Here is a 17201-nt window from a genome sequence, read left to right on the forward strand (position 1 = left end):
TAGCGCTAGAGTAATGGCGTGCCATCCGACGCCGACATCGTTCTCCTCTCGCTCCTTGCCGAGCAGCCACGCCATGGCTACGACCTTGACCGGGTCATCGAGCAGCGTGGCTACCGCCAGTGGACATCCCTGGCCTTCTCCTCCGTGTACTACCTCCTTAAGCGCCTGTCGGAACGGGGGCTCCTTGAGCCCGACGAGGGCTCCCAGGGGAGGCGCACCGTCTTCCGCGTGACCGCGGCCGGGCACCGCGAGCTGAGGAGGGCCGCCGGTGAACGCGTCCTCGCCCCGGCCCCGCCCTGCTCCGGAGTGCTCCCGGCGCTCAACGCCTACCCCAGGCTCGACGATCCCGAGCTTGCGGCCCTCCTCGCGCAGCGCGCCGAGGCGCTCGTTAAGAGACTCGATGAGCTGCGCGCTCTGCGCGCCCAGGTCGACGAGGAGCACGCCCTGGCCATCTTCGACTACGAGATCCTGCGCCAGGAAGCGGATCTCGCCTGGACCCGAACCCTTCTCAAGAAAGCAGGCAGTGATGAGGACTGACATCAAGAAGGACCGCAAGGACCTGTACCTGCCGGGGCGAGCCGACTTCACAGAGGTGGACGTCCCGGCCATGACCCACCTGGCCATCGACGGCCACGGCGACCCCAACACCTCACCGGCCTACGCCACCGCGATCCAGGCGCTCTACGCAGGCGCCTACGCGATCCGCGCCGTGCTGAAGAAACGAACCGGCGACGACTTCGTCGTCGGCCCCCTGGAGGGACTATGGACGAGCGCCGACAACGCGGCCTTCATCGCCCGAGACAAGGGGGAGTGGGACTGGACCATGATGATCCCCCTGCCCGAGGCGGTCTCTTCGCAGGACATCGCCGAAGGGCTGGTGCGGGCGGCACGCAAGAAGCCCGAGCTGCCCATCTCCGTCCTCAAGGAGCTCCCCCTGATCGAGGGCAGGTCGCTGCAGATCCTCCACGTGGGCACCTACGACGACGAGGCCCCCACCCTGGCACGCCTGCACGACGAGGTCATGCCGCGACTCGGACTCACCTGGAACGGGCCCCACCACGAGATCTACCTCAGCGACCCCAGGCGCGTGGCTCCGGAGAAGACGAAGACCGTCCTGCGTCAACCGGTGAGGCCCGTCGCGGACACCAGCGAGGCGGACTAACCCTGCTGCGGGCCCACGGACAGTAAGTGGACGACCGCGCGCTTGTCCCGGTCGCACTCGGCCAGGTCCACCAGGGCCGTCAGACGCCAGTCGTGGTCGCCGTCGGGATCCTCCAGGACCTGCGTGGCCAGCCACACCTGCCTGCCGGAGGTCTCCAGGGCCTCGCGCAGGCGCTCACTGACCCCGGCGGCCGCCAGGGCCGTCTCATCGGGGGCCTCGTCGAGCGGCGCCAGTGAGATCGCCCGGGCGGAGGTATCCGTGCCGATCCAGTCGTACTCGTCCCAGTAGCGCCCCAGCACCGTATCCCAGCGGTCCTCGCCCCATCCGGAGGAGGCATCCAGGCGGCCCAGGGCCTCGACGTCGTCGCGCGCCATGAGCTCCACGCGCCGGAACATCTCCCGGCGCACCGCCACCCGGAAGGCGTGACGGTTGCGAGTGAAGGCCACCGTCCCGTCCTCGCCCGCGCCGAAGGCCCGCTCCACTCCGGCCGAGTCGTCCGCGCCGGGACGATCGGCCTCCAGCAGGCCGGCCATCTCACCCGCCTTGCCCGCCTGGGCCTGGCCGAGCGCCTCCCACTCGTCGAGCAGGGAGGAGTCGACGGCGCGCACGAGCGCCCCCAGCCAGTCGATGAGCTCGGTGACCTCGGGTGTGCGGTGCTCCTCAGGCACGACCTGGCGCAGCGCCCGGTAGGCGTCGGTCAGGTAGCGCAGCACCACGCCCTCGCTGCGCCCCAGTTCGTAGCGGGAGATGAGGTCGGAGAAGGTCATCGCGTTCTCCACCATCTCGCGCACCACCGACTTCGGTGCCAGCTCATGCTCGGCGATCCACGGGTTGGCCTGCTTGTACATCTCCAGGGCAGGAGTGAGCAGCTCGGCCAAGGGCTGGGGCCAGGTGATCTCCTCCAGGGCGGCCATGCGTTCCTCGTAGTCCATGCCCTCGGCCTTCATCGCGGCGATCGCCTCGCCGCGGGCGGCGCGCTGCTGGGCGTAGAGCAGCGGGCGCGGATCGTCCAGGGTGGCCTCAACGACGCTGACGACGTCGACCGTGTGCTCCGGGGACTCCACGTTCAGCAGGTCCATGGCCGCCAGGGCGAAGGGGGCCAGGGGCTGGTTGAGGGCGAAGTCCGCAGGCAGGTCCACGGCCAGGCGGAGCCGGGGGCGCCCGTCGGCGGCGGCCTGGGCGCTGGAGACATGTGTCAGGACGCCCGCCGTGCGCAGGGACAGATAGATCTCCAGGGCGCGGCGCACGTGGCGGCGTCGCTGGGCCTCTGGCTCGTGGGCGCGCTCCAGGAGGCCTGCCATCGCCGCCACCGGGTCGCCGTCGCGCTCCATGAGGTTCAGCACCATGGTGGTGGTGACCTGGAACTGGCTGGTCAGAGTCTCCGGGGCCGCGTCGCGCAGCCGCTCGAAGGTCTTGTCCGTCCAGTTGACGCGCCCCTCGGGGGCCTTCTTGCGCACGATCTTGCGGCGCTTGCGCTCGTCGTCGCCGGCCTTGGCCAGCGCCTTGGCGTTCTCGATGACGTGCTCGGGGGCCTGGACGACGACGTAGCCGCGGGTGTCGAAGCCGGCGCGCCCGGCCCGCCCGGCGATCTGGTGGAACTCGCGAGCGGTGAGGTGGCGCTCCTTGGATCCGTCGAACTTCACCAGCGAGGTCATGACCACCGAGCGGATCGGCACATTGATCCCCACCCCGAGCGTGTCCGTGCCGCAGATGACGGACAGCAGGCCCTCGCGGGCCAGGCGCTCCACCAGCCGCCGGTAGCGCGGCAGCATACCCGCATGGTGCACGCCGATACCGGCGCGCAGCAGTCGGGAGAGCGTGGCCCCGAAACCTCCCCCGAAGCGGAAGTCACCGAGCGCCTCCACGACCTCGGCCTTGCGGGACTTGGGCACCAGATCCACGCTCAGTAGGGAGGTCGCCCGCTCCACCGCCTCCTTCTGGGAGAAGTGGACGACGTAGACCGGCGCCTTGTCCTGCCCCACCAGGCGCTGAAGCAGCTCACCGATCGGCTCGACGACGTACTCCATCTCCAAGGGAACCGGCCTCACGGCGTCGTCGACGACGGCGACCTCGCGGCCCGTGCGCTCGCGCAGGTCCCGAACGAAGAAGGAGACGTCGCCCAGCGTGGCCGACAGCAGCACCATCTGAGCCTGGGGCAGCTCCAGGAGGGGCACCTGCCAGGCCCAGCCGCGCTGCGGGTCGGCGTAGTAGTGGAACTCGTCCATGATGACGCAGTCCACGTCCATGTCCTCGCCCTCGCGCAGGGACTGGTTGGCCAGGATCTCCGCGGTGCAGCAGATGATCGGGGCAGCGGCGTTGATGGAGGTGTCCCCGGTGACCATGCCGACGTTGTCCGCCCCGAACAGGCGCACCAGCTCGAAGAACTTCTCACTGACCAGGGCCTTGAGCGGCGCCGTGTAGTAGGAGCGGCCCCCGCGGGCCAGGGAGACGGTGTGGGCGGCCAACGCGATCATCGACTTGCCCGAACCGGTCGGGGTGGCGGCAATGACGTGGCGATCCTCCAGGATCTCCGACAGCGCCTCATCCTGGTGCGGGTAGAGGGGGCGGCCGGTCGTCTCCGCCCAGTTCGAGAAGGCCAGGTAGACCTCCTCGGGCTCGGGGACGCGCTCGGGATCATCAGCCGGAATGAGGGCGTCGAGCATCGCGTTGAGGGCCGGAGCAGTCTGGGAGGTCACGGCGTCATCGTCTCACGGGGCTGGACAGTGAATGATCCGGGAGGCTCGCGGGAATCCGATGCTGGCGAGCCGCGTCCGCGTCCTGAGGAACGACCGCACTATGTTCCGGGCGCCGATTCATGAGAGCATGCGGGCCGTCCCCACCTGTCGCGACACCGTGAAAGGCTGAATCTCCCATGGATGCCCTCGCCGCTCAGCTTGAGGCGGTCTCGGACTGGATCACGCTCCACATCACTATGTGGGTGCTCGTCGGTACCGGGATCCTGCTGACCGTCCGCACCGGCTTCGTGCAGCTCCGCCGCCTGCCGGACATGTTCCGCCAGGTGGCCGGGTCGCGTTCCGGGGCTCAAGGAGGCATCTCCTCCTTCCAGGCCTTCACGATCTCCCTGGCCGCCCGCGTGGGCATCGGCAATGTCTTCGGGGTGGCCGCCGCCCTCATCCTGGGTGGCCCCGGCGCGATCTTCTGGATGTGGGTCGTCGCCCTGGTCGGCATGGCCACCGCCTTCTTCGAGGCGACCCTGGCCCAGATGTTCAAAGTCCGCCACACCGACGGCTCCTTCCGCGGCGGGCCCGCCTACTACATGGCGCGAGGACTGCGCAGCCGTCCCCTGGGAATCGCCTTCGCGGGGCTGACGATCTTCACCTGCGGCTTCTCCATCATCATGGTCCAGTCCAATGCCGTCGCCGGAGTCATCGGCCCGGACTCCCCGCTGCACCTGCCCCCGAGCGTCGCCGCCGCGGTGCTGGTGGGGCTGGCCGCCCTGGTCATCCTGGGGGGAGTGCGCCGGGTCGCCCGCGTCACCGAGTGGATGGCGCCCATCATGGCCCTGGTCTACGTGGTCATGGCCGTCGTCATCGTCGCCCTCCACATCACTCAGCTCCCGGGGCTGCTGGCCACGATCGTCTTCTCGGCCTTCGGCCCGGTTCCCTTCGCCGGAGGGGTGACCGGGGGCATCATCGCCGCTCTGACCAACGGGACCCGCCGTGGCCTGTTCTCCAACGAGGCCGGGCAGGGCACCGCCCCCTTCGCCGCCGCCACCGCCACCGTGGCCCACCCCGTCCAGCAGGGGCTCATCCAGTCCCTCGGCGTGTTCGTCGACACCATCATCGTGTGCACCGCGACCGCCTTCATCATCCTGGTCTCCGGCGTCTACAGCCCCGCCCTCGTCAAGGCCGGCACGCTGACCCCCGACGCCGCGGGAACCTTGACCTCCGACGCGGTCGCCGTCACCCTCGGCAGCTGGACGGCCATTCCCATGGCCATCGTCATCTTCGTCCTGGCCTTCTCCTCCATCATCGCCGCAGCCACCTACTCCGAGGTCTCCATGACCTTCATCTCCGAGCGGCCCGCATGGCGCTGGCTGCCCCGGCTCGTCTCGGTGATCTCCACCGGGCTGGGAGCCCTCGCCACTCTGACCGTCGTGTGGAACACCGTCGACATCACCATGGCCATCATGACCCTGACCAACCTGGTCGCCCTCATCTGGCTGGCCCGCTGGGGCGTGGGGGCGCTCAGGGACTGGGACGCCCAGCGCGCGGCGGGACGAGTCGCCCCCCTGTTCAACGGCGTGGGCAACCCCTACCTGCCGGGTGACCTCCCCGGTGACGTCTGGACCGGTGAGAGGGCCAACCTGTCCGAGGCGGACAGCACCGCCGACGACGTTGTTCCCGCAGCCACCCCGGCCAGTAGCCAGCCCGCCGCCTCGACAGGAGCCGACGCATGAACCTCACCAGTATCGAGAACCTGCTCAACTCCGTCGACGACTTCTTCTACACCTATCTTCTCACCGCCCTGCTCATCCTGGCCGGCATCTACCTGACCGCACGTAGCCGTCTGGTTCAGCTGCGCCACTTCGGCACCATGGTCCACTCGCTGTCCGGGTCCCGATCCGGCGCGCAGGGCGGCATCTCCTCCTTCCAGGCCTTCGCCGTGGGGCTGGCCGCACGCGTCGGCATCGGCAACATTGCGGGAGTCGCCCTGGCTGTGGTGGCCGGCGGCCCCGGCGCCCTGTTCTGGATGTGGATCGTCGCCCTCATCGGGATGGCCACCAGCTTCGTGGAGTCCACGCTCGCCCAGATCTTCAAGGAGCGCGGCCGGGACTTCACCTTCCGCGGGGGCCCCGCCTACTACATCAAGAACGGTCTGGGATCGGCCCTGTGGGGCAAGATCTTCGCCGCCATCTGCATCGTCTCAGTCGGCGTGACGGTGGTCATGGTGCAGACGAACTCACTGGCCCAGGTCATCACCGCCACCGTCCCCAGCGTCTCGGGCTGGATGGTTGGGGTCTTCCTCGTCCTGCTGACCGCCCCCGTGGTCCTGGGAGGGGTCCGGCTCGTGGCCCGCGTCGCGGAGTGGCTGGCCCCCATCATGGCGCTGGCCTACGTGCTCATGGCCGTGGTGGTCATCATCCTCAACATCGGCAGGCTCCCCGAGGTCCTGGGGAGCGTCCTTGAAGGGGCCTTCGGCCTCAACCAGGCCCTCTTCGGCACCGCCGGAGGAATCCTCGCTGCGCTGCTCAACGGCGTGCGTCGCGGGCTGTTCTCCAACGAGGCCGGGCTCGGAACCGTCCCCAATGCCGCCGGGACCGCGACCGTCGCCCACCCCGTGCGACAGGGCCTCATCCAGTCCTTCGGTGTCTTCGTCGACACGATCCTCGTGTGTACGGCCACCGGCCTGCTCATCCTGCTGACCACCAAGACCTACCGCCCCGGCGATGACTCCCTGGTCGGAGCGATCCTCACCCAGCAGGCCGTTGCCGAGCACCTGGGTGCCTGGACCACCTGGCCCATGGTGGTGCTCATCTTCGTCCTGGTCTTCTCCACGGTGCTGGGCTGCTACTCCTACGCACAGGTCAACGTCAACTTCCTGGGCGGAGAGCGCCGGTCCGAGCAGATCTTCGGGATCCTCCTGACCGCTGCGGCCTTCGGCGGCACCGTGCTGACTCTGCCTGTCGTCTGGGCCCTGTCCGACATCGCCCTGGGGCTCCTGGGCGTGCTCAACCTCGTCGTCATTGTCCGGCTGGCCCCCTGGGTCATCGGAGCCCTGCGGGACTTCGAGTCCCAGCGTGCCCGGGGCATCACCGAGCCCGCCTTCGTGGGCCATGGCAACTCCCTCCTGCCCGGTGATGTGGTCCCCGGCATCTGGGAGCCCGACGACGTGGTGAAGCGGGGCTGATTCTCATGCCATCTCTGGGGCGCACCTCATGGATGGGCCAGGTCGACGCCGTCCTGGCCTCCGTCTCCGACATGCTCTACTCCTGGGGCCTCATGTGGCTCCTCATCGGCGCGGGCATCTTCTTCACCGTCAGAACCCGGGCCGTCCAACTGCGGCACACCGACGCGATCGCCGCCTCGGTGGTCGGCTCCCGCGACGGCAGCCACGGCGGCATCACCTCCTTCCAGGCCTTCGCCGTCGGGCTGGCCTGCCGGGTGGGGACCGGAAACATCGTCGGGGTCGCACTGGCACTCATCATGGGTGGGCCCGGAGCCGTGCTGTGGATGTGGCTCGTGGCGATCCTGGGAACCGCCACCGCCTTCAGCGAGGCGACGCTCGCCCAGCTGTTCAAGGTGCGTCGCCCGGACGGCACCTTCCGTGGCGGTCCCGCCTACTACATTTCGCGAGGACTGAGGCTGCCGATCCTGGGCGGGGTGTTCGCCGTCGTCTTCCTCATCGCCAACGGCCTGGTCATGCCCATGGTGCAGGCCAACGCCATCACCGCCTCCCTCCAGGGGGCAGGGGGGCTCTCGCCGAGCCTGGGAGCCGTCCTCGTCGTGGCCCTGACCGCCCCGGTCCTCCTGGGGGGCCTGCGCGCCATGGCCCGCGTGGCGGAGTACCTCGCCCCGTTCATGGCCCTGGCCTACCTGGTGCTGGTTCTGGCCATCCTCCTGACCCACCCGGTCCAGGCGTGGGAGGCGCTGCGCTCCATCATCGAGGGGGCATTCGGCCTACGGCAGGGGCTGGGCGGCCTGGCCGGCGGAGTGACCGCCGCACTGCTCAATGGCGTGCGCCGCGGCCTGTTCTCCAATGAGGCGGGACTGGGAGGGGCCGCCTGCGCCGCGGGCTCGGCCACCGTGAGTCACCCCGTCCAGCAGGGATTCATTCAGGTCTTCGGGGTCGTGGTGGACACCCTGTTCGTCTGCACAGCGACGGCGCTGGCGATCCTGGTCGCGGGCGCAGACGTCCTCCAGCCCGGGACGAGCGCCAAGGAACGCGCGGGAACTCTGACCCAGGACGCCATCGCCCACCTCGTGGGGGAGTGGAGCCGCTGGCCCATGGCGCTGCTCGTCGTCGTCCTGGCCTACACCACCATCATCGGGGCCTTCTCCTACGCCCAGGTCTGCCTCGACTACCTCTCCGACCGTCCCGGGGTCTCGCGCGCGCTCCAGATCGGCGCCGTCGTCTGCGCCGGTGTCGGGAGCGTGCAGCAGCTGACCACCGTGTGGACTCTGGCGGACGTGCTCCTCGGCATCGGCGCCATCATCAACCTCGTTGCGCTGGTGCTCCTGAGCCGATGGGTCGTCGGCGCGTTGAGGGACTGGGAGGCAAGGCGGAGCTCGTCGACCTCGGACGACGACCAGGCGGCCTTCCGCGGGGACTCTCAGTACCTTCCGGCGCCTCTGCCGGAAGGCGCATGGGACCACTCGGCCATCCGGTAGATCAGCGCTCCCGCGAGCAGCACCGCACCGCCTCGTGCACATGTGGCAGCAATGCCACAGGGTCGTCACTGAATTGAAACACTGTATCCGTAGCCTTCGCGAATACGGTGCCCGCCCCTCTCGGAAGAGGAGCGGACCTGGGCGGGAGGCGTGCTCCGGTACGGTCGATCCCCGTGCTGTTCACCTGTCTATCGCCCACCTCGCCTGCGCCGTCGTCCCACCCCTACGGAGGTTCTCACGTGCAATCGGTTCTGGCTTCCTTGAACAGTGCGGCATCCAGCGCAGACAACAGCTGGACCGCATCCTTGGAGTCCTTCTTCACCGAAGGCGCGGACATCCTGGACAAGGCCTCCGGTCACCTGTTCCTCTACCTGCTCGCCTGGCTGCTCGTCCTGGGGGGCATGTACTTCACTGTGCGAACCGGATTCGTGCAGCTGCGACTCTTTCCCTACATGGTGCGGGCCATCACCTCCTCCCGTAACAGCAACGAGGGCGGGATCTCCTCCTTCCAGGCCTTCGCCGTCGGGCTGGCGTCCCGAGTGGGCACCGGCAACATCGTGGGCGTGGCCATCGCCATCACCATGGGTGGCCCCGGAGCCGTGTTCTGGATGTGGATCGTGGCGCTGGTAGGCATGGCCACCGGATTCATTGAGGCCACCCTCGCTCAGCTCTACAAGGTCACCCACCCGGACGGCTCCTTCCGTGGTGGCCCCGCCTACTACATCCAGCGCGGTCTGGGATCCAAGCCCGCCGCCCGGGTCTTCGCCGTCGTCATCACCTTCGTCTTCGGTTTCGCCTACGAGGCCACTCAGGCCAATACCATCGCCGCCACGATGAAGAGCACCTTCCACATTGAGCCGTGGATGACCGCCGTCGGCCTGGTCGTCATCACCACGCCGATCATCTTCAAGGGCATCAAGTCGGTCGCTGCGGTCTCGGAATGGCTCGTGCCGATCATGACGGTGGTCTACGCCCTCATCGCTGTGACCATTCTGGTGCTGCACGCCAGTGCGATCCCGGGTGCGATCATCTCCATCTTCGAGGGTGCCTTCGGGCTCAACCAGGCCTTCGCCGGAACCGCCGGCGGCCTCTTCGCCGCCGCGCTCAACGGCGTCAAGCGCGGGCTGTTCTCCAACGAGGCGGGCGAGGGATCGGTTCCCAACATCGCCGCCACGGCGACCGTCTCCCACCCCGTGCAGCAGGGCTTCGTGCAGTCCCTGGGCGTCTTCGTTGACACGATCGTGGTGTGCACCGTCACCGCCCTCATCGTCCTGCTCTCCGGGGTCTATGACCCGGCGGCCGCTCAAGCCGACCCGGATACCGCGAATGCAGCCGCCAACACCCTGACCTCGGCATCGGTCACCAACGTGCTTGGCGGCTGGGCGCAGTACCTCATGGCCATCATCATCTTCGTCTTCGCCTACTCCTCACTCCTGGGCAACTACACCTACGCGCAGGTCAACATGGACTACCTCCAGGGCAGGCAGCACAAGCACTACGCCCTGCGGGCCATGATCATCGTGGCCACCGCCGTCGGCTCCCTGTCCACCCTCACCTTCGTGTGGAACCTCTCCGACCTCGTCATGGGGGCGATGACCGTCATCAACATGGTCTCCATTCTCGCCCTGGGAGGCTGGGCCTTCGGGGCCCTGCGCGACTGGGAGGCCCAGCGCCGCGCCGTCGAGGCCGGTGAGAAGGACGAGATCCGCTTCATCGCCACTGACAACCCCTACCTGCCCGGCACGCTCCCCGGAGACATCTGGGCCGTCGATGGTGCTGCCCACGCCGCCATCACGGAGCGTCGCGCCGCACTCGAGGAGGCCTCGGGCAGCTGAGCCCAACAGCGCTAGGCTGAGGCCCATGAAGATCGCGCGCTTCTCAACCGGTGATGAGCCCCGCTACGGCATCGTCCAGGGCCTGCCCGAGGAAGAGGTCGCCTCGGGCGAGTCCGAGGGGCACCTCCTGGTCCTCAAGGGAGACCCCCTCTACTCCCTGCCCGAGTCCACCGGTGAGGTCGTCGAGCTGCGTGAGGCCAGGCTCCTGTCGCCGGTCATTCCCCGCTCCAAGGTCGTGGGGGTCGGGAAGAACTACGCGAGCCACATCACCGAGATGGGGGAGAGTGAGCCGCCCCGCGATCCGGTCGTCTTCCTCAAGCCCAACACCTCCGTCATCGGCCCGGACGCTCCCATCGTCCTGCCTTCCTGGAGCGAGGAGATCCACTACGAGGCAGAGCTCGCTGTCATCATCAAGACCCTCGCCAAGGACGTCCCCATCGACCACGCCGACGACGTCATCCTGGGCTACACGGTCGCCAACGATGTCTCGGCCCGGGACCGCCAGCGCATCGAGCCGCAGTGGGTGCGGGCCAAGGCGTTCGACACCTCCTGTCCCCTGGGGCCGTGGATCGAGGTTCCCGAGCCCGGCCGTGAGCCCCTCTTCTCGCCCGGTGATGCGGCGGTACGCGCCCGGGTCGACGGCCTCCTCGTCCAGGAGGGGTGGACCACGGACATGATCCGTACGATTCCCGAGCTGATCTCCTACATATCGACGATCTTCACCCTCCTGCCCGGCGACGTCATTCTTACCGGCACGCCGGCGGGAGTCGGCGAGATCCGAGCCGGTCAGCGTGTCCAGGTCGAGGTTGAGGGCATCGGCTCCTTCTCCAACCCAGTGGTCCGCCGCTGAACCGACGCGGTCGCTCCTCACGGAGCAACTATGCCGGTGAGTGTCGGTGTTGCTTCTCGGCCATGGAGAGCCGGTGGCCCGATCAGGTGTCCTTGGACGAGCCGCCTGAGCCCTTCTCGTCGCTCTTCCTGTCCTCGGATTCGCTCTTCTTGTCGTTGCTCTTGCCGTCCTTGCCGGAGCCGTCACCGGATCCGGCCTCATCCATGTCGGCCGGGCCGGGATTACTGATCGGTGTGGCCTTCAACAGCGTCTCCATCTCACTGGAGGAGTAAGCATCAACGGGGCAGGCGTACATCGCCTGGAGCACGACGGGCGTGCCTGTCGTGCCGAAAACACGGACGAACCTGGTGAGCTTGTAGTCCTTGTGGTCGGCTCCGGTGTACGTGAAGTCCAGTCGTTTGGTCTCGATGGCGTGACCATCGGTGTCCTTGACCAGGGAGAAGTCATCCTTGGTGGGCTCGAAGGAGACATTCGTGAAGTCCGACGACTGCTGATAGGCGTTGACCGTGGTCTCCGCTTGATAGTCCGACTCGGTGCGATCACCCTGCGTGTTCTTGTCGTACAGGTTCTGCGTCGCGGTGAACACGCAGCCGTTCTGCTTGTCCATCTTGTTCTTGCCGTCGGTGTCGTAGACGGTCACCTTCCAACCGGACTGGGACTGCGGGAACTCCCAAGAGGGAACGTACTCGACGTTGCTGTTCTTGCCCGCCTTGGAGGACTTGCCCGACGGACTCGTGCTCTTGTTGGTCGCGCTGGTGGATGGTGACTCACTGCTGGAGGTGCTGGGGCGCGCGGGGCCGGACTCGTCCTGGCACGCGGCGAGAGCCGGGACGGCCATGGCGAGGCTGAGCCCGGCCACAAGGGGGAGTCTGAGTGCTGATCGGCGGTGGGTGGTGGAGCGTGCCGCGGAACGCCGGGTCGGGGACATGGGGCCTCCAAGGAATGCTAAGTGGGAATCGTCCCGAACGGATTGGGGTGTCGTCGCCTCTGATGGGAGCCGCGAGGACTTCCTGGCGGCGACATCATGAGCTCATGCACGCAATGTTATTTCGCCTGAGTGCTGAGTGCGATGGGGCGGGGTACCCGTCACTCGGAGCAGCGGGGTGGGTACGCCACATGTGGGCCATAGTCAATGGGTGTTGACACCTACGCGGAATAACTCCGTACAAAACGTGAATGAGAATGTCAATAGGGGTTGACCTCGATGGTCGGGTGATTGATCTCGCCTTAGTGTTCCGGGGTCCGGATATGAATCCGGAGCAACACATGATCGTCAGAACATGCTGACGGAAAGGAAGGAAGTCGTTGCTATGAGGACAATGCTTGCTCGGCATATTGCTGCAGGGGCCTCGATGCTGGTTTTGGCCAGTGCGCTTGCGGTGCCGGCGTCGGCGGCCAGCGCGGCGGGGCGTGACGGTGTCTGTGACTCCGGTGAGGTCTGCTTCTACTACAACAGTAATCAGCAGGGGTCGGTCTCCGACTTCACAGACTCAGTTGGAAACTATGGGAGCTCTCAGCCCCGGTGCTATGAGTTCAAGGGGGCCGGTAACGGTAAGGGGGAGTGTATGAAGAATCAGGTGGCCTCGGTCACCAACCGTACCGATAAGCCGGTGACGGTTTACTACAACTCCAACTACAAGGGGGCCACTCAGACCATTCCTGCGGGAGCCTCGGTCAACCTCAACTCCACGCTGAAGAACCAGAACGCCTCCCACCGCATCGGCGATGGCGGATCGTCGGACAGCACTCAGCCACCGCCCGCGACGGGTTCCATGAAGAACCCCTACGCCGGGGCGATGGGCGCCAACGGCGGCTACACGCCTCGCACGCAGTGGCTCAAGGACAAGATTCAGCAGCAGTTCCCGAATATCGAGTGCAACACCTACGAGACCGGGGACCGCAAGTCGGACCACTACACGGGCAACGCACTCGATTGCTGGGGGCCGGACTCGGAGCGTCAGAGGGTCGCGGAGTGGGCGAAGGACAACGCCGGCTCGCTCGAGGTGCTCTACGTCATTCACCACCAGAGGATCTACAACATCGCCAGGTCCAGTGAGGGATGGAGGCAGATGAAGAAGCGCGCCAACGCGACCGCCAACCACATGGACCACGTGCACATCTCGATGCAGCACCCTGGAAACGAGTACTGATCGGGCGATGGATCGGCCGCGTGCATCTCGGTGGAGCCCATGAGCCGTGCGCACGGCAGGGCGGGGAACCTCTTCCAGGAGGTTCCCCGCCCTGTTCCCTGGGCGCGGCCTCAGAGGACTATCCTGACTCCATCATGCCTGAACTCAGTGATCACTCATCCGCCTTCCGTCCTGAGCCCGCAGCTGCGTCCGGCGTCCCGGAGCAGGGCTCATCGTCCGTGCGCGTACGTTTCTGTCCCTCACCCACGGGAACCCCTCACGTGGGCATGGTGCGCACCTGTCTGTTCAACTGGGCCTACGCCCGTCATACCGGCGGCACCTTTGTCTTCCGGATCGAGGACACGGACTCCGCCCGTGACTCCGAGGAGTCCTTCGACGCCATCCTGGACTCCCTGACCTGGCTGGGGCTGGACTGGGACGAGGGTGTGGGCAAGGGCGGTCCTCATGAGCCCTACCGTCAGTCCCAGCGCATGGGGCTGTACAAGGAGGTGGCCGCCGAGCTGCTGGAGGCGGGCTACCTGTACGAGTCCTTCTCCACCCCGGAGGAGATCGAGGCCCGTCACCGTGAGCGCGGTGAAGACCCCAAGCTCGGCTACGACGGCTTCGACCGCGATCTGACCCAGGAGCAGAAGGACGCCTTCCGCGCCGAGGGGCGCCTGCCCGTCCTGCGGATGCGGATGCCGGAGGAGGACATCACCTTCACCGACCTGGTCCGAGGCCCTATCACCTTCAAAGCCGGCAGCGTGCCGGACTACGTCGTCGTGCGTGCAGGTGGCGAGCCTCTCTACACACTGGTCAATCCCGTTGACGACGCCGCCATGGGCATCACCCATGTTCTGCGCGGTGAGGACCTGCTGTCCTCCACTCCGCGGCAGGTGGTCCTCTACCGCGCCCTCATGGCTGTCGGTCGGGCTCAGGCCGTGCCCGAGTTCGGGCACCTGCCTTACGTCATGGGGGAGGGCAACCGAAAGCTGTCCAAGCGAGACCCCCAGTCCAACCTCCTCATCCACCGCTACCGGGGCATGATCCCCGAGGGGCTTCTCAACTACCTGGCCCTCCTGGGGTGGTCACTGAGCGCAGACCGCGACGTCTTCTCAGCCGCGGAGATGATCGGGGCCTTCGACGTCCATGACGTCAACCCTAACCCGGCCCGCTTCGACCCCAAGAAGTGCGAGGCCATTAATGCCGAGCAGGTGCGTGCACTGGAGGAGACCGACTTCCGGGACCGGCTGGTGCCCTACCTCGCCGATGCCTACCCCGACCCGACCGGCGAGACCGCTCAGGTGCCACTGGTCTCGGCGGACTCCTTCGACGGACTCACCGTACGGGAGCAGGAGATCCTTAATGCGGCCGCCCCTCTCATCCAGACGCGGATCCAGCTGTTGCGTGAGAGCCGCGATATGCTCGGCTTCCTCTTCGTGTCGGACGACGATCTCGCCATGGATGACAAAGCACTGGGCAAGCTCAAGGACTCGGCCGGTGACGTGCTGGACGCGGGCATCCGTGCCCTGGAGGGGCTCAGCCCCGAGCGGTGGGACAAGGACCATCTGGAGTACGCCCTCAAGGCCGCCATCGTCGAAGGGCGGGGCATGCCCGACGGCGAGGGGATCAAACCGCGTCTCGCCTACGGTCCGTTGCGCGTTGCGGTGACCGGGCGACAGGTGTCTCCGCCCTTGTTCGAGTCCATGGAGATCCTCGGAACCGACTCCACCCTCGCCAGGCTGAAGGCTCTTCGAGCGCGGCTCGGGTGACACGCTGCCGGTTACTCTCATGCGAATGGTGATGGGGTCAGGAACGTCGTGTTCCTGACCCCACTCGGCTTATCGTGCGCGAGACGCCTCGCGAGCGCCCTCAGAGGATCACGGCGATTCCCTGAGGGTGTCACATGGCCCCGGCGTCGACTCCCTGGACCCGGATGCCCGCCAGGATCGTGTGCCACTGATCCAAGGACGCCGATGAGTCTGTCGGGCAGAAAACTGTGGCATATAGATTGTACCCCTCCTTCTCGACGATCCTGCTGAATCGATACCCTACGACGGGAGTATTCGGGGCGTCAGAGAAGTTGGCGTTGCCGCTGAATGACACTTCGTAACCGGGCATCGTTCCATTGTTGTCACGTACTGCTTCGACGATGGCGGGTGTGCTGGTGGTCTGAAAGGTTGCGAAGTCCCCGGACTTAGTTGTGACAAAAGTCTTTGAGTCCAGATCGTCTGTGGGGGTGGGGCTGAAAAATTCTTCAGATATGTGTTGGACGATGTATCCCTGGCAGCCTTTTCCGTCGTTGAATTCATACCCTTCGATGTGAAGGTCGTTGGAGTTCTTGGAAGTGTCGGCCAGGTCGTCGTTCCGGGACCAGACGGACGTGTCCTCATTGGCGAAGGTGACTGATGGTCGTGCCCAGGTGGCCGGCGCGGACGGTGACTTCGACGGCGGCGAGCTCGAAGTCCTGGGCGGTGTGGCTGAGCTGGAGGCGCTGGCCTCGGTGGAGGCCCTTGTGGGTTCGACGGTCAGCTGCCCCTTGTGGGCGGGGCCGCAGGCACTCAGCGTGAGGCTGGCTGCCAGGCACAGTCCCAGAGTGAGGCGACGAGCTCTGGAAGGCGCGTTGTGGGAGAGGAGTGGCTGGCGATGGCGCTGCGCCGGACGAGACAATGCGGCTCTCCTAGTGGTGAGGAGGGAGGAGGGCAGGTGCTGGGGTTCAGTGCCGGGGCTCATCTATCCCATGGCCCCGGCATCGAGTCCCGCCACTCGTGTCGAGGACAGGAACTGATGCCACGTATCGGAGGAGGCGAGCTTGTCCGGATCGCACTCGAGGAAGATTTCAAGGGTGACGCCCCGGTCACTGATCTGCCGGAAGAAACGATATCCTGCCACATCGCCGGTTGAGCCGCTGGCGTATTTGACATTGGCTGTGTATCCGATTTCATATCCGGGGAGCGTTCCACTGTCGTCCGGCACGGCTTCGACCGGAGTCGGCCCCGAGGTCACCGAGAAAGAACTGTGGTTCGGCATCGTCTCTTGTATCTTAACAGAGGAGATGGTGTTGTCTCCGCCCCTTCCTCTTTCGTCGTAGATTGTTTGGTTTGCTTTGTAAAAAATAATGGCCAGGCATCCTCCTGCGTCGAAATTGTAGGCCTGGCTGATTTCTGACGATGTCTCGATCGGCTGTTTGAGTATGTCGTCCTTTCGGCGCCACGTGCCGGTGGTGTCATTGGAGATCGTGACATTCGGGGCCGTCCAGGTCGTTGAGGAAGGTGCTGTCGACGGCGTTGGGGTCGGCGTCTTGGATGGTGCGTCCGAGCCGGAGGGGCTGGCCTCGGCGGAGGCGCCTGCGGGCTCGACGCTCAGCTGTCCCTTGTGGGCGGGTCCGCAGGCGCTCAGTGAGAGGGCTGCGGTCAGGGTCAGTCCAAGGGTGAGGAGGCGAGTGCTGCAGGGGCCGCGACCTGCATGGCGATGGTGCTGCAGTTGGGTGGGCATATGGCATCCCAAAGGGGTGGGGTGAGCAGGAACTAGAGGGAGTCTAGGGGATGCCCCTGGAGGCGGGCTCGGTGGTGAGTACTCGGGCGGGATGTGCGATACCGGCTGCGAGGGGCTGTGCGAAGCCGTGATCAGGAGGGTGGAGGGAGGAGGGTCTGGCTTCCTTCTGTGTGTCGGTCTTCACCTCCTGGTGATTTGGTGGGGCGGGGGCGGGCGTGTAGATTACTGCCCGCTGCCTCGGGCGTGATTCGTTCCGAGGGAAGCCCCTTGGGGTATGGTGTAATTGGCAACACGACTGATTCTGGTTCAGTTATTCTAGGTTCGAGTCCTGGTACCCCAGCGGATCTGTTGATCTGTGGCCCCCATCGTTTAGTGGCC

At 66.5% G+C, this 17201-nt stretch carries 13 protein-coding genes and 1 tRNA gene; 10 read left to right on the forward strand and 4 right to left on the reverse strand.

Annotated features, from left to right (window positions below; all coding sequences use genetic code 11):
- The first annotated feature begins 18 nt into the window (after positions 1 to 18).
- Together BKH28_RS12880 and BKH28_RS12885 are read left to right on the forward strand one after the other, a co-directional pair.
- The gene (locus BKH28_RS12880) at positions 19 to 537 is read left to right on the forward strand and encodes a PadR family transcriptional regulator (protein ID WP_075419180.1); all 519 of its coding nucleotides are present in this window, start codon (positions 19 to 21) and stop codon (positions 535 to 537) included.
- A complete protein-coding gene (locus tag BKH28_RS12885) occupies positions 527 to 1162 on the forward strand; it encodes a GyrI-like domain-containing protein (protein WP_075419181.1) in 636 nt (211 codons plus the stop codon). The genes BKH28_RS12880 and BKH28_RS12885 overlap by 11 nt, the downstream gene beginning before the upstream one ends.
- On the opposite strand, the gene BKH28_RS12890 is transcribed toward BKH28_RS12885, so the two are convergent.
- Complete coding sequence (locus BKH28_RS12890) at positions 1159 to 3825, reverse strand: DEAD/DEAH box helicase (protein WP_075419190.1); 2667 nt, start codon at positions 3823 to 3825, stop codon at positions 1159 to 1161. The two genes, BKH28_RS12885 and BKH28_RS12890, sit on opposite strands and share 4 nt — an antisense overlap.
- 209 nt (positions 3826 to 4034) lie before the next feature.
- Here BKH28_RS12890 and BKH28_RS12895 point away from each other — a divergent pair, with 209 nt between their 5' ends.
- From BKH28_RS12895 to BKH28_RS12915, 5 genes are all read left to right on the forward strand, one after another.
- Entirely contained in the window at positions 4035 to 5582 is a 1548-nt protein-coding gene (locus tag BKH28_RS12895) for an alanine/glycine:cation symporter family protein (RefSeq protein ID WP_075419182.1), read from the forward strand.
- Positions 5579 to 7033, forward strand: a complete 1455-nt coding sequence (locus BKH28_RS12900) for an alanine/glycine:cation symporter family protein (RefSeq protein ID WP_075419183.1) — start codon at positions 5579 to 5581, stop codon at positions 7031 to 7033. Before BKH28_RS12895 ends, BKH28_RS12900 begins: the two co-directional genes overlap by 4 nt.
- Positions 7034 to 7038: 5 nt before the next feature.
- The gene (locus BKH28_RS12905; protein WP_075419184.1) at positions 7039 to 8514 is read left to right on the forward strand and encodes an alanine/glycine:cation symporter family protein; all 1476 of its coding nucleotides are present in this window, start codon (positions 7039 to 7041) and stop codon (positions 8512 to 8514) included.
- 239 nt (positions 8515 to 8753) lie between these two features.
- Entirely contained in the window at positions 8754 to 10349 is a 1596-nt protein-coding gene (locus tag BKH28_RS12910) for an alanine/glycine:cation symporter family protein (protein WP_075419185.1), read from the forward strand.
- Between the two features lie 25 nt (positions 10350 to 10374).
- Positions 10375 to 11199: a fumarylacetoacetate hydrolase family protein gene (locus tag BKH28_RS12915; RefSeq protein ID WP_075419186.1), complete on the forward strand. Its 825-nt coding sequence runs from the start codon at positions 10375 to 10377 to the stop codon at positions 11197 to 11199.
- 82 nt (positions 11200 to 11281) lie between these two features.
- Here BKH28_RS12915 and BKH28_RS12920 read toward each other — a convergent pair whose 3' ends face one another.
- The gene (locus BKH28_RS12920) at positions 11282 to 12058 is read right to left on the reverse strand and encodes a hypothetical protein (protein WP_256696062.1); all 777 of its coding nucleotides are present in this window, start codon (positions 12056 to 12058) and stop codon (positions 11282 to 11284) included.
- A 451-nt stretch (positions 12059 to 12509) separates the two neighbouring features.
- Here BKH28_RS12920 and BKH28_RS12925 point away from each other — a divergent pair, with 451 nt between their 5' ends.
- Entirely contained in the window at positions 12510 to 13349 is an 840-nt protein-coding gene (locus BKH28_RS12925) for a peptidase inhibitor family I36 protein (protein WP_081380152.1), read from the forward strand.
- 134 nt (positions 13350 to 13483) lie between these two features.
- The gene (gene gltX / locus BKH28_RS12930) at positions 13484 to 15100 is read left to right on the forward strand and encodes a glutamate--tRNA ligase (protein ID WP_075419188.1); all 1617 of its coding nucleotides are present in this window, start codon (positions 13484 to 13486) and stop codon (positions 15098 to 15100) included.
- A 130-nt stretch (positions 15101 to 15230) separates the two neighbouring features.
- Here the strand turns inward: gltX and BKH28_RS13920 are convergent, their stop codons facing one another.
- Positions 15231 to 15449, reverse strand: coding sequence for a hypothetical protein (locus BKH28_RS13920; protein ID WP_256696065.1), 219 nt, complete (start codon positions 15447 to 15449; stop codon positions 15231 to 15233).
- A gap of 612 nt (positions 15450 to 16061) precedes the next feature.
- Entirely contained in the window at positions 16062 to 16823 is a 762-nt protein-coding gene (locus BKH28_RS12940) for a hypothetical protein (protein WP_075419189.1), read from the reverse strand.
- Between the two features lie 268 nt (positions 16824 to 17091).
- Between BKH28_RS12940 and BKH28_RS12945 the strand changes: the two genes are divergently transcribed.
- Positions 17092 to 17163, forward strand: a tRNA-Gln gene (locus BKH28_RS12945).
- The last annotated feature ends 38 nt before the right edge of the window (positions 17164 to 17201 follow it).

It is taken from the genome of Actinomyces oris, assembly GCF_001937665.1.
Taxonomy (GTDB): domain Bacteria; phylum Actinomycetota; class Actinomycetes; order Actinomycetales; family Actinomycetaceae; genus Actinomyces; species Actinomyces stomatis.